The sequence below is a fragment of the Hyphomicrobiales bacterium genome, from assembly GCA_039973685.1.
GTDB lineage: Bacteria > Pseudomonadota > Alphaproteobacteria > Rhizobiales > JACESI01 > JACESI01.
Genome location: JBDWKL010000018.1, coordinates 1 through 13199, shown reverse-complemented (window position 1 = coordinate 13199; position 13199 = coordinate 1). Strand labels below are relative to the sequence as shown.

The 13199-nt window shown below is 48.9% G+C and carries 14 protein-coding genes; 3 read left to right on the top strand and 11 right to left on the bottom strand.

Annotated elements, in window-relative coordinates; all coding sequences use genetic code 11:
- Nucleotides 1-25: 25 nt before the first annotated feature.
- Both ABJO30_05110 and ABJO30_05105 read right to left on the bottom strand, forming a co-directional pair.
- A complete protein-coding gene (locus ABJO30_05110) occupies nt 26-658 on the bottom strand; it encodes a class I SAM-dependent methyltransferase (GenBank protein MEP3232186.1) in 633 nt (210 codons plus the stop codon).
- Nucleotides 659-729: 71 nt separating this feature from the next.
- Entirely contained in the window at nt 730-2340 is a 1611-nt protein-coding gene (locus ABJO30_05105; protein ID MEP3232185.1) for a SulP family inorganic anion transporter, read from the bottom strand.
- 181 nt (nt 2341-2521) lie between these two features.
- Here ABJO30_05105 and ABJO30_05100 point away from each other — a divergent pair, with 181 nt between their 5' ends.
- Nucleotides 2522-3172 (top strand): class II aldolase/adducin family protein, encoded by a 651-nt coding sequence (locus ABJO30_05100; GenBank protein MEP3232184.1) that lies wholly within the window; start codon nt 2522-2524, stop codon nt 3170-3172.
- Here the strand turns inward: ABJO30_05100 and mtnA are convergent.
- Both mtnA and mtnK read right to left on the bottom strand, forming a co-directional pair.
- Nucleotides 3162-4247 (bottom strand): S-methyl-5-thioribose-1-phosphate isomerase, encoded by a 1086-nt coding sequence (gene mtnA, locus ABJO30_05095; protein MEP3232183.1) that lies wholly within the window; start codon nt 4245-4247, stop codon nt 3162-3164. The genes ABJO30_05100 and mtnA overlap by 11 nt on opposite strands.
- A 4-nt stretch (nt 4248-4251) precedes the next feature.
- Entirely contained in the window at nt 4252-5520 is a 1269-nt protein-coding gene (gene mtnK / locus ABJO30_05090) for an S-methyl-5-thioribose kinase (GenBank protein MEP3232182.1), read from the bottom strand.
- A 196-nt stretch (nt 5521-5716) separates the two neighbouring features.
- Here mtnK and ABJO30_05085 point away from each other — a divergent pair, with 196 nt between their 5' ends.
- Nucleotides 5717-6217 (top strand): c-type cytochrome, encoded by a 501-nt coding sequence (locus ABJO30_05085; GenBank protein MEP3232181.1) that lies wholly within the window; start codon nt 5717-5719, stop codon nt 6215-6217.
- Between the two features lie 69 nt (nt 6218-6286).
- Here the strand turns inward: ABJO30_05085 and ABJO30_05080 are convergent, their stop codons facing one another.
- Nucleotides 6287-6964 carry a sulfate transporter family protein gene (locus ABJO30_05080; protein ID MEP3232180.1) on the bottom strand — a complete coding sequence of 226 codons (678 nt, stop codon included), beginning with the start codon at nt 6962-6964 and terminating at the stop codon, nt 6287-6289.
- A 112-nt stretch (nt 6965-7076) separates the two neighbouring features.
- Here ABJO30_05080 and ABJO30_05075 point away from each other — a divergent pair, with 112 nt between their 5' ends.
- Complete coding sequence (locus ABJO30_05075; protein MEP3232179.1) at nt 7077-8078, top strand: adenosine kinase; 1002 nt, start codon at nt 7077-7079, stop codon at nt 8076-8078.
- Nucleotides 8079-8133: 55 nt separating this feature from the next.
- Here the strand turns inward: ABJO30_05075 and ABJO30_05070 are convergent, their stop codons facing one another.
- From ABJO30_05070 to ABJO30_05045, 6 genes are all read right to left on the bottom strand, one after another.
- Nucleotides 8134-8958 carry an alpha/beta hydrolase gene (locus tag ABJO30_05070; protein MEP3232178.1) on the bottom strand — a complete coding sequence of 275 codons (825 nt, stop codon included), beginning with the start codon at nt 8956-8958 and terminating at the stop codon, nt 8134-8136.
- A 14-nt stretch (nt 8959-8972) separates the two neighbouring features.
- Nucleotides 8973-10031 (bottom strand): 3-hydroxyacyl-CoA dehydrogenase family protein, encoded by a 1059-nt coding sequence (locus ABJO30_05065; protein MEP3232177.1) that lies wholly within the window; start codon nt 10029-10031, stop codon nt 8973-8975.
- Nucleotides 10031-10915, bottom strand: coding sequence for a helix-turn-helix transcriptional regulator (locus ABJO30_05060; GenBank protein MEP3232176.1), 885 nt, complete (start codon nt 10913-10915; stop codon nt 10031-10033). The genes ABJO30_05065 and ABJO30_05060 overlap by 1 nt, the downstream gene beginning before the upstream one ends.
- A 45-nt stretch (nt 10916-10960) precedes the next feature.
- A complete protein-coding gene (locus ABJO30_05055; GenBank protein MEP3232175.1) occupies nt 10961-11419 on the bottom strand; it encodes a flavodoxin domain-containing protein in 459 nt (152 codons plus the stop codon).
- 39 nt (nt 11420-11458) lie between these two features.
- Nucleotides 11459-12913: a benzoyl-CoA 2,3-epoxidase subunit BoxB gene (gene boxB / locus ABJO30_05050; protein MEP3232174.1), complete on the bottom strand. Its 1455-nt coding sequence runs from the start codon at nt 12911-12913 to the stop codon at nt 11459-11461.
- 8 nt (nt 12914-12921) lie between these two features.
- The coding region (locus tag ABJO30_05045) for a benzoyl-CoA-dihydrodiol lyase (GenBank protein MEP3232173.1) at nt 12922-13199 on the bottom strand (278 nt) is incomplete at its 5' end.

Sequence of the window (13199 nt, the reverse complement as noted above, 5' to 3'; positions counted from 1 at the left end):
TACGGTTTTGGCTAAAGGCAAGCCACTAAGCCTTTTTAAACACAGCAATATGCCCTTCATCGCTTTGATGGCCGCTATCCTCACAAGAGCCGTAAATTGAAACTGTATGGAGAGCGAAATCGTCGATCTCGTTGTTGAGTTGCTCGAACTTGGATGCAAACCCGTGAGAAACAAAATGTTCAGCGTTTATGGAAAGCACAAAGAGAGCACCTTTTTTGCAGATACGCAAAAGCTCATCCAGCGCATCAGGCCCAACGTGGCCATGGGTGAATGTACCCGAACTTACAATAGCGTCATAAGAACCGCTCTTGATCGCAAGTGGCTTTGTTAAGTCGGCGATTATCGTATTGCGATAAAGACCTTTACGGCTGGCTACATCCAGCATGGCCGCTGATATATCCATGGCGTCAATGATGAGGTCTTGTTGGTTGTTCAAACAATCAGCAAGCAGACCAGTGCCTGCGCCCACATCCAAAATAGAGCCAGTCGTCGATCTATGGTGTTTGAAGTAATCAGCCACATGGCGTGGCAATTGATAATCCATTCGCTGGGCGAAGTCCTGATCATAAGTATCGGCCCAATCTTCATAAAGGGCGATGTTATCATCAGGTGTTTTCAGCGAATATGCTTTATCAAGATCGGGTCCGTTCTCCGCCAAACTCACTCCTCCGTTTGGAAGGGTAGTTTAGCGAGGATGAACCATCACACAAGGCTGTAATTTAAAGCGATCTAATGTCCGCCACCGAAGCTGCCGGTTTTAATAGAGTAGTCAACGGCAAGCTCATAATCAGGATCATCATCAGCATCGACTATCAATTGTCCTGCACGGTTAAGCAAACGGTGACAATCACGGGTCAAATGGCGAAGCTGAAGCTGCTTTCCTTGCTCTTCATATTTCGTCGCTAGAGCTTCAATCGCTTGAAGAGCAGATTGATCAACCACGCGCGATTCCATGAAATCAATGATCACGAGGTCTGGGTCAGTTTCTGGGGCGAAGAGTTCAGTAAAACCATGGGTGGAGCCGAAGAACAATGGACCTTCTACATGGTACACTTTGCAACCGTCTGCTCTTGTTTCTGCCTTCGTGCGAATACGGGTTGCATTGTTCCAAGCATAAGCAAGGGCTGAAACAATAACGCCGACAATCACTGCGATGGCCAAGTCGGTGAGAACTGTCACAACTGTTACCAAGATCATCACCAAAGCATCTGTCAGCGGAATACGGCGCAGGATGCCGATGCTTTGCCATGCGAATGTACCGATCACCACCATGAACATAACGCCGACTAGCGCTGCGAGTGGGATTTGTTCAATAAGGCCGGATGCGACCAGAATAAAGGCCAGCAGGAAGAGCGCTGCAACCACGCCAGACAAGCGGGTGCGGCCGCCTGATTTTACATTGATCATTGACTGACCAATCATGGCACAACCGCCCATACCACCAAAAAAGCCGGTGACTGTATTTGCAATGCCTTGCGCGACGCATTCTTGAGACGCGCCGCCGCGTTTACCTGTGATCTCGCCAACAAGGTTGAGCGTCAAAAGGCTCTCGATCAATCCAATCGCGGCAAGAATAAGCGCGTATGGAATAATGATTTGCAAGGTTTCAAGGTTGATTGGAACCGTTGGAATATGGAAGGTCGGCAAGCCACCTTTGATGGAAGCCAAGTCGCCAACCCGTGGCACATCAAGACCGAAGGCAATCACAAGACCTGCAACCACGGCAATGCCTGCAAGTGGGGCGGGAATGATATTGGTGAACTTTGGTAAGCCCCAAATAATCACCATGGTGAGAGCAACTAAACCAAGCATCATAACGAGCGGCCAGCCAGTCATCCACACGAGGGCACCATCGGCACCGGGTACTTTAAACTGGGTTAGCTGAGCCATGAAAATTACGATCGCAAGCCCGTTCACAAAACCCAGCATAACTGGATGCGGCACGAGGCGAATGAACTTTCCAAGTTTGAAGAGGCCAAACGCGATTTGCAAAATGCCCATGAGAACGACCGTTGCAAACAGATACTCAACGCCGTGCGTTGCGACCAACGACACCATCACCACAGCAAGCGCGCCAGTAGCACCAGAAATCATGCCTGGTCGGCCGCCGATAAGCGCTGTTACCAAACCAACGATGAAGGCTGCATAAAGCCCAACCAGCGGGTGAACGCCTGCGACGAAAGCAAACGCCACAGCTTCAGGAACCAACGCCAATGCGACCGTTAGGCCAGACAGCAATTCGGTTTTGATGCGTGAAGGTGTGAAGTCACCGGGTTCGCCGCCGGTAAGTTCAGGTATGGTCAATTTGCTTGCAAAGGCGGCAAGGGTCGGTCGAAGCATAAAGCTATCCGATCTACAGCTAGAATTTAACGTGGTGGTGAATAAAACAGGGAGATTCCACCTAACCTCTCAAATACAGGTTTTTTGACACGCTGCAAGGGTTTTAACTGATTTTGGGGGTTCATTATACGGTTTTCAGCATTGGTTAGATTGTGTATGGAGGGTTCTACTGGAGGCCCCCATGACAGATTTTAGCCTAAGACAAGAATTGATTGATACCTGCCTTGCAATGAATGCATCTGGCATTAATAGCGGCACGTCTGGAAATATTTCGGTGCGCACGGGCAATGATAGTTTTCTCATTACCCCGTCTGGCCTTCCGTATAAAACCATGACACCCGATCAAGTGGTTTCAATGAACATTGATGGTTCGTTCGATGGCGCATGGAAGCCATCAAGCGAATGGCGCATGCATGCTGATCTTTACCGTGCACGTGAAGACGCAGGCGCGGTTTTGCATTGTCATGCCCCGCATGCAACGGCGATTTCTTGTTTGCGCCGTGATGTTCCAGCGTTTCATTACATGATCGCTATCACAGGCGCATCGACGATTAAGTGCGCCAAATATGAGCTTTTTGGCACGCAAGAATTGTCCAATGCCATGATTGAAGCCTTCGGCTCGTCAAAGGCTTGCTTGTTGGCCAATCACGGCATGACGTGTTTCTCGAAAGATTTAACTCAAGTTTTGAAGTTAGGTATCGAGATTGAAAACATCTGCCAGCAATATCAACTGGCCTGCACGATGGGTGATCCAGTATTACTCAGTGACGCTGAAATGAGCGAGGCTCATGCAGCTTTTGTAAATTATGGTATGCAGCCGCCTAAGGCTTAAGATCAGGGAAGAGGTCAGCCAAGCTTGCTTCTGTTGCTTTGCAAATGCCGCGCTCAGTAATCAGGCCCGTCACATATTTAGACGGCGTCACATCAAAGGCATAATTGCTGCACGGTGTTGTCTCTGGCGTGATGCGAACTTCTTCGATCTTACCATTTAAAAGGCCTTGCACATAAGCGACTTCACGGCTTGATCGTTGTTCGATGGGGATCTCTTTCACCCCGTCTCTGGTGTTCCAATCAATGGTCGGCGAAGGCAAGGCAACATAAAATGGAATATTGTTGTCATGGGCTGCAAGCGCTTTCAAATAGGTGCCGATTTTGTTGCAGACATCGCCCGTCGAGGTCACGCGGTCTGTGCCGGTGATGCAAAGGTCAACTAGACCATGTTGCATGAGGTGGCCGCCTGCATTGTCAACAATCAGGGAATGAGACACGCCATGGCTTCCCAGCTCCCAAGCCGTTAAATGAGCCCCTTGATTGCGAGGGCGGGTTTCATCAACCCAGACATGAACATCAATACCAAGGTCGTGCGCTTGATAGATCGGAGAGGTGGCCGTTCCCCAATCAACCGTTGCAATCCAACCGGCGTTGCAATGGGTTAGAATGTTAACTGGGCCGTTCTTTTTTTCCGCGATTTCTTTGATGATTTTAAGGCCATGCTCGCCAATTTTACGATTGATCTCAACATCTTCATCGCACATATGTTCAGCGCAATGAAAGGCCATATCTGCTCGTTCAGAAGTGGGCACCATCTTGAGATGGTCCGACATGCGGTCAATCGCCCAACGTAGATTGATCGCTGTTGGTCTGGTTGCAGCCAGTGTTTCGCAGGCTTGTTCAAGGCTGTCGTTTGACGAATCCTCGCGCAAGGCCAGAGCAATGCCATAGGCAGCTGTCGCGCCAATTAGCGGCGCACCGCGGACGAGCATGTCTTTGATTGCCCGAGCCGCGTCGTTCATGTTGGTAAGTTCAACCTTACGCACTTCGTGAGGCAATTTGGTTTGATCAATGATCATAACCTTGCGCTGCTTATCCACCCATATTGAACGGTGTGGAATACCATCGATTTTCATGGAATTACCCTTGATTAATCGCTCTAGCCATACGAACTACGTCGTTAAAGTCAGAGAGATTCTTTCTGTCTGTGATCATTATACGCCCTAGGGCGAGTGCTTTTCTTTCACAGTCAGCGCGAAGATTTTCATCTTGAATTGTTTCTAGGTCTTCCACATGGGCAATACCTAAAATGCGCCGCACTATTTTTGCACCGGCAAAACCAATGCTGTCTTCTATCACGTCGCGTAAGTAGCGACTTAATGCTTGTTCATTTGCTACATTGTCGTCAGGCGAAAGTAGCGTTTCGGGATAAAGTGCCCCGGTTCGTTGGTTTCGCCATTTTTGAGAGAAAGTTTCTTCAAAGACGGCATATGTTTTTAAAAGTGTTTCTAAAATCCATTCGCCATAATCGTCACGGTCGGCCTCTTTCGTTGCGTGGCCAGCTTGTGAGAAATAGGCAAGCAATAGATTCGCCATAAGCGCGCCAATGTCAAAACCCATGGGGCCATAAAATGCAAATTCTGGATCAATTATCCGTGTCTCATCCTCGGTCACCATAATGGAGCCAGTGTGCAGATCACCATGAAGCAAGGTTTGCGCCTTCGACATGAATAAGGTTTTGAGTTCTTGAATGGCGATTTTTAAACCAACGTCTTGGCGAATGTCTGCCGCAACATCATCAAGCTGTGGGCTGGTGTGTCGGTTGAGTTCTGCTTCAAAATAGGGGTCATCGAAAATCACTTGTTCGGTTAGCCCGCACATGACGTGATTTTCAGAAAACATTGCGACATTGAGTTTTTTAGTTTCAGCATCAAGAGCAAGGTCTGAATAATCAAACAAGGTCGTCGCCATAAAATGGCCCGCATGCTCAGCCAACTGTGGATAACGAATACCTTGGATAAAACCTTTACGCAAAATGATGTGCGGCGTGAGGTGTTCCATCACAATCAGTGCCATCTCATGGTCATAGAGAATGATTTCAGGCACCAGTTGTGGGGCAACGTCAGCTTCTCTGCTTAACGCTTGATATTCGAAATAGGCACGGGAAAGAGGCAGCGGCCAACTTTCACCAACCAAACGCACATAGGGTAACGCTTGTTTGGCAATGACAGATTTATCACCGTTTTTGACAATAAAAACCAAGTTGAGATTGCCGTCACCGACTTCTTCAGCACTCCAATTTTCAGCCGATCCGCCAAGCAAGACGCTGACTTTTTCGTTTTGTGCCAGATAGGCCGCCACAGTTTGCGTTGTCAAAGCGTGGTAATTCTCGGGTGCTTGGTAAGCCATTTTATTCGTTCAATTGTTTCAAGTTCAAAATAAGTGGTTATGAATGTCGTTCAGTTCAACTAGGCGGGTTCAAATAAATTTGATATTTCGTGTTTGAATTAAGTAACACGTTTTAGTTGGTTGACGTTGGTTGCGCAACCAAGCAAAGTACTTTTGATTTGAATGGAATATTGATGTTCGAGGAGACATTCACACGATGACAATCTCTATCAAAACAATTGGGCTTAGTGCCTTATTTGGTGTTGGTCTTGCTGTTGGCATGACAGGCGGTGCTGTCGCAGCTGATGCTGTAGCTGGCGAAAAAATCTTTAAGCGTTGCAAAGCCTGCCATGTGGTTGGTCCAGATGCTAAAAACAAAAACGGTCCCCAGTTGAACGGTATTGTTGGTCGTACTGCTGGTATTTCTGATGGCTTTAAATACGGCACAGGCATCATTGAAGCACGCGGCGAAGTGGGTGACGATGCGGATGGTGACGGGTATCTTGATGTGCCTGAGGGTTCCTCAGGGCTGGTTTGGACAGAAGAGGCTCTTCTTGAGTATCTCATCAATCCAAAAGCTTACTTGATCAAAGTGACAGGTAATAAGAAAGCAAAAGCACGTATGGCGCTTCGCCTTAAGAAAGAAGACCAACGCGCTAATGTGATTGCTTATTTGAAAACATTTGGCCTTGATGGAAATCCAGCGGCAGCTGAATAACTGATAGCTAATTGTGTTAAAAAATCAAAAGGCCGCGAGTTATCTCGCGGCCTTTTTGTTTGTTCAGGTCTAGTCACCTATTGGCCGTTTTGAGCCTGACACCATCTTATAGATGTGCACCATAAAGGCTGTAGCAAACAGGGGGGTTAAAAGGTTCAAAAATGGGACCGCTAGAAAACCTGCGATAATAAGGCCCGATAGAAACACGGTGGTCGAATGCTTGCGGCGGAGGTCTCTAGCGTCTTTGGTTGGCATAAAGCGCATGGCCACCATCTCGAAATATTCGCGGCCCAATAAGTAGCCATTGGCGATAAAGAAAACGGGAAGGCCAAGGCCAAACACGAAGACTAACAAGAGTGCCACCAAGTTTACCGCAACAACCAGCGCGACAAATTGGATGGTGAGGCCGAGCGACTTGAGCAAAGGCATGGCTGTCCCATGTTCGTCTTGCGGATAATGGCGCGCTTCTACTTTCTCGGCGATCTCATCCAAGAAGATACCGGCAAACAGGGAGGTGACAGGTGCGATGAAAAAGCCAAGTCCAACCAGAAGCCCAGCCCCTGCTGCCCACGCAATGGCGGTCTCCAGCCACGGATAAGGAATGACGAGAAAAAAGGTGAGCGCTGCCTGCACGCCAACCCATAAAAGTACGAGCATAAGCAGGGTAAGACCGAGCGCCTTCCAAAAGACCGATCTGAACGGTTTTGAAAAAATTTGATTAAATGCAAGCGTTGCGGCGTGAAACATGTAGGCCTTTTCCCTGTTTTGATGTTGCGTGCTTGAAGTAAGTCTCTATTTGTGTTTGTGCAAGCATGCAGCGTGATAATTGTGATGTTGCCAATGATGAAGAGGATCAAAGATGACTGACAAAAAGTTTGACGTTCTGGGTATTGGGAATGCAATTGTTGATGTTCTGGCGAAGGTTGATGAGGGGTTTCTTGCCACTCATAATCTCGACAAAGGGGCGATGATGCTAATTGATGCAGAACGCGCCCTTTATCTAAGTGGCAATATTCAAGATGCGCAGGTTCGTTCTGGTGGTTCAGCAGGCAACACAATTGCAGGCCTAGCAGAACTTGGTGCATCAACCGCATTTTTCGGTAAATTAGCTGACGATGAAATGGGCAAGCAATACCGTGCGGACATGGTGGATGGTGGTGTGCATTTTCCAACCGAAACATTGAGCGAGCAAGAACCGACAGCGCGTTCAATTATTGTGATCACGCCAGATGGTGAGCGCACAATGAACACCTTCCTTGGTGCGTGCACTGAAATTGGCCCTGAAGATATGGACAAAGATGTCGTAGAAGCATCGCAAGTAATCTATTTCGAAGGCTATCTTTGGGACCCACCACGGGCAAAAGACGCATTGCGCGCTGCCGCTGAAGTGGCACACAAAGCAGGTAACAAAGTGGCCCTTACCTTGTCTGATGCCTTCTGTGTTGATCGTTACCGCGATGAATTCCGTGAACTCATTCAAAATGGCACTGTGGACATTCTGCTTGCAAACGACGCTGAGTTGTTGTCGCTTTATCAGTCAGATGATTTTGATGCTTGTGTGCAAAAACTTAGCACCGAAGTCGCTCTTGCAGCTATCACCAAAGGTGAACAGGGTGCCGTAGTCGTCACTAAAGATGAAACCGTTGCTTGTGATCCGTTCCCTGTAAGCAATGTCGTCGATACAACAGGCGCAGGCGATATGTTCGCGGCCGGATTCTTGTTTGGCCTCAGCCGTAATTATGCGCTTAAAGATGCAGGTCGTCTGGGTTGTCTATTAGCCTCCAACATCATTCAAGTCGTCGGACCAAGACTAGATGGCGGCTTAAAACAGATTGCGGAAAAAGAAGGTTTCAGCCTCTAAGCGGCTACCTGCAAGATGTGATTTAAATAGCGTTTCTCTGCCAGTCAGGGGAGCGCTATTTTGTTTCAAAGATAGCGTTGACCAGGGGCGACTGTTCGTCGCACAAACCATCAATTATATCGAAATGATGCCTATCGGGCTCTTCAACTGCTTGCGTTTCCATGCCAAGCCCGCGCCAGATATTGGCAAGCAACGTATTCTGCCGAACAAATTCAGACCGCTCATTGGCCCCCACCCAACAAGTAACAGGGGCGTCGATAAGGGGAGTGAGGAGGGCAGGGCTTTCCTTTTGTGCTTCTGATAAGTCCAACCCAATTCCTTTGTTAAGGTCACTCTTAAGCAGAGGCCGTAAATCATGCACACCCGAGATCGAAACAACATGGGCAATGCGATCTAGCGTGACTTTGTCGAGTGCAGATCCTTCACTTATCAAACGCGTTACCAAGTGCCCGCCAGCCGAATGGCCAGAAAGAATGATCGGGCCTGCGACTTTGCTTGCTGCATGGGTAACAGCGCGGGCGGCACTTTGGGAAATATCTTGAACGCGCACTTCAGGACAAAGCGGATAAGATGGAATGGCAACACAATAGCCGCGCTCCAGCGCTCCTTTAGCAAGGTGCGTCCAATAGGACTTATCAAGCTTCAACCAAAAGCCACCATGGATGAAAACGAAGAGGCCTTTGCTTTCTCCCTCAGGTAAAAACAAATCATAGCTCTCGCGTTCATGGTCGCCGTAAGAAATATCTGTTTCGACATTCGGCCACGTCGCGCGAAAATTTTCAGCGGGCGAAACCCATGCTTCGGGCCATGCATCGCCGTTTGGAATGTTGGGGGCGTTGGCGTAGGCGTCGGTGAAATCAGTGACTTTAAAGTGCGGCATGTTGAGGTCCGAAATCAAGAACAATGTTTGTCAGCATAGCTGCAAATTCCATCATGTGGAAAGTGCAGCGCTTCCATCGACAATTTATCGAGGTCACTGGCTGATGGCGCAATGTCATTCTTCAAAATGAATGCGGCTTCCTCTGAGAGTGAAGAAACCACGCGCGAAACGATCTCTTGATCAGAAATTACTCGCCTTTCAATTTTCGCAAAATGCGCTTCTTCAACAATCAAATCTTCAAGCAACGGATCAATCACCGCGCCGCCGCCGCCGGGGTAGCGATACCAACCCACACCAACTTTCTTGCCCAAGCGCCCTTCTTGCACCATACGGTCAGAAATGAGGAGAGTCTTGTTCGCCTGTTTACGTTCATAGAAAGGGCCATCCAGACCAGTAAGGTCTTGTGCTTCATAAGGGCCAATTTGAAATCCAAATTTGGTGAGTGCTTCATCAATCTCATAAGGCAGCGCCCCTTCAAGCAGCAGGCTATCCAGTGCCCCATAAAGCGTGGCTGACAACCTGCTCGCGACAAAGGGGCCGCCTGGTTTCGTGAGGATGACTTGCTTGCCGAGCGTTTGCCAAAATCGCGAGAGTGGGTCGATGTTCATGCCAGCAAACTTTGCGCATTCAACAAGGGTTGCAAGATGAGGTTGGCCGCAGATGTGGAATTGATGGATGGTTGGCAACGTCGCGGTGATTTTTTCAACGATCAAGAGATCTGGCGTTGATGTTTGATAGGCAATCAATGCGTCCGGATTTAGGCACTTTGAAACGGTGCTTAATATTTGACATCGCTGATCCAAACCAGCGTCACTTGTATCAATCAAGACATCAAAACGACCATCAAGTTTTTCAAAGGGTAGGGGGGTTGGCTTTGAGCTATCCGTCGCCCAAGATGATTGCCCTTCATAAAAGCGTTTCAAGAAATCGCGGCTACGTACGGCGTCGATTTCATCGTCTTCCATCAAGACGGCTTCAAACCCATGGTGGGCCAACAAAGCGGCATGGGATAGCGCCATTGAATTCCCACCGACAACAAGGGCACGCTTGTTTGATGTTGAGGCGGGTGTCATTAGGCGAGGAACTGCTTGGCTTCAATCATGCTTAAGAGAGCCTGCGTGCTCATTTCAAGCGAGGTCCGTGTAGTGTCCACAACCGTGCTTGCTCGTTGATAATGTGCTTCGCGGCTGGTCAAAATTTGACGAAGCTGCTGAAAGGCTTCTGGGTTGCCTGCCATTGGGCGTTCATCGCCTTGGGCACGGACGCGGTCCATATGTTCTTCGGGTGCGGCTTTAATCCAGATCGTGTGATAGTGGCGCAACAGATAGTTGAAGGTTTCAGGCTCAGACACAATGCCACCAGCGACGGCCAGAATAATCTGTTCCTTTGTCGTAGCGATTTTCTCAATCGCTTGGCGTTCTAAAAGTCGGTAGCCTTCTTGCCCATAAAGTTCGATCGTCTCGTTGACGGACATCCCATTGGAGCGCTCGATTTCGTCGTTTAATTCCATAAACTGGGTTTGTAGGCGCTCGCCAGCAATGGCTCCAAGGGTGGATTTGCCCGCGCCACGAAGACCAATGAGAGCAATCCGTTTATGCCTATGTTGTCGCGCTGCTTCCGGATCGAGAATTGCGAGAACCTGCGCCTTGGTTTGGTCATCTGCTTTTTTGAATAGAGTGATCGCGTGGTGGGCATCATCGGCATTTTCATGATCGACGATGAAACTTTCAATCGGCTCGCCGAGACCAACGGCAACCTTTAACAACAGGGCGATTGAGATGTTGCCTGATCCAAGTTCCAGTTGGGCGAGGTAGCGCTGTGAAATGCCTGAACGTTCCGACAAGATACGTCTGGAGATGCCATGCATTTTTCGTGCTCGGCGTACCCGCTCACCAACTTTTGCGATGAACTCACTGGTGTTGATTTCTGGTTGAATATGTTCAGGTATGTCTAACAAGCGATATTCTCCTGATCATGAAGGCTGGGCGCGACCATAATAAACCTATGCTGCGATGGCAGAAAGTTGAGGCATGATTGTTTGCAACCAAGGAAGACCAGCATCTTCTGGCAGGTCTCCTGTTGAGGTGTCGTAGACGCCGCGTTCGCCAATCATGGAGGCCTTGTTTTCCAAAAGAGCAGTCATTAGCCGCTCTGAGCCTTGATTAAAGGTCGCATCAAACACCATGTCGCCAAGGCCGAAGACCGCAAATTGCACGCCGCTTAAATCGGGCTTTTCTTCCACCAAACGGTCATAAAAAGAAACCGCTGTGGAGGGAAGGTCGCCGCTGCCATAACTGGAGGCAACGAATATATAGAAGCACTCGCGGTCGAGGCTCGTTGGGTCAACTTCGCCCATATTTTGGATGGTGCATTCGTAACCTTCGCCCAATTCCCCCTCGAAATCATCGCACAGCATTTCTGCATTGCCTGTTTCTGTCGCGTATAGGAGTTCGATCTTCATAGTGTACCTTTGTTGTTGTCTTCTTATGCGTAAAGAACGCTAAGCCATGTGAAGTTTCACATATTCAAAATCGCCCGGTTTATTGTCGATGCCAACCCGCGGCGGCGCAATCCAAGAGGCATATTTGCCCGGCTCATAACATGGCACCATCAGTGATTGGATGAACGCGCCATCTTCTTTGGTCGGCAACCATTTGTCTTTATTCTCATTCCAGGTTTCATTGGAAATGATGGAGCCATCTGGACCTGCTTTAATGGCAGAAAAGACGCCGATTTGGCGGTGGAAAGCTTCGTCTGGCAGGGCGAGTTCAAACTCAATACCCATCTTCGCCATCTGCTTATTCCAGCGACGAAGGCCACCAGATGCATCGCGAATATAATCGTCCCGCAATCTCATATTAATAGCGGTGAGTGCAGGAGCGTCGTTTTCGACGATCTTACCATCTTCAACTGTACGCACTTTGTAGGTGTCATTGTTGAGTTTGTGGTCATCCTCAATCCGGCTTTCAAGGTAGCGCCCTTTGATGCCCGCATTAAAGGCATTGGCCGCATTGGTTGAGACTTCTTGTCCGAACAGATCAAGCGACAGCGAATAGTGCATGTTCAGCTTTTTCTGGATGGTTGGAAGATCAATCACATTGAGGTCACGGATTTTGTTGATGTCATAAGGGTCGGTGATGCCCGCATTCTTCATCGCTTCACAGGTCGCTTGTATCACGCGGCCAACGCCAGTTTCACCGACAAACATATGGTGGGCTTCTTCTGTCAGCATAAAGCGGCAGGTGCGTGACAGTGGGTCGAAACCTGATTGCGCGAGGCTTTCAAGTTGCATCTTGCCATCGCGGTCTGTGAAGTAGGTGAACATAAAGAAAGAGAGCCAATCGGGCGTCTCTTCATTGAAGGCACCAAGCATACGCGGCGCTTCCTCTGAACCAGAAGAACGCAGCAACAAATCATCCGCCTCTTCGCGTCCTTGCTTGCCGAAATATTTTTGTAGCAAATAGACCATTGCCCAAAGGTGGCGGCCTTCTTCCACATTCACCTGAAACAGATTGCGCATGTCATAAAGTGATGGCGCGGTGAGGCCTAGGAAACGTTGTTGCTCAACAGAACCTGGTTCAGTGTCGCCTTGGATGACGATGAGGCGTTGAAGCATGGCGCGGTATTCGCCGGGCACTTCTTGCCAAGCTGGTTCGCCGTAGCTTTCGCCAAACGGAATTTTACGATCTTCGCCAGCAGGTGCTAGCAAAACGCCCCAGCGATATTCTGGCATTTTCACATAATCAAACTTCGCCCATCCTTTCGGGTCTACGCTGACAGCCGTGCGTAAATAGACCATGGATTCTTGGAAGTTGTCAGGGATCAGCTTGTTCCACCAGTCAATATAACCAGGATGCCAACGCTCTAGCGCTTTCAAGACTTTTTTGTCGCTTGAAAGATTGACGTTGTTTGGAATGAGTGAATCGTAATCTACATTAACGAGATCAAGCATGATCGTTCCCTCTATACTCGGTTCATATCAAATTTGGCACGTGTGCCGGAGCCGTATTTTTGCAAAGCACCTTCTTCGCCAACCGCGTTGGGGCGCTGGAAGACCCAGTTTTGCCAAGCGGTAAGGCGGCCAAAGATGCGGCTTTCCATTGTCTCAGGGCCAACGAAACGGAGATTAGCTTCCATGGCAGTGAGGCCATCTGGCGAGTAGCTGCTGCGCTCTTCCAAGAAGAGGCGCACTTCGTCGTCCCAGTCGATATCATCGAAGGCGAAGGTGGCGAGGCCCAGTT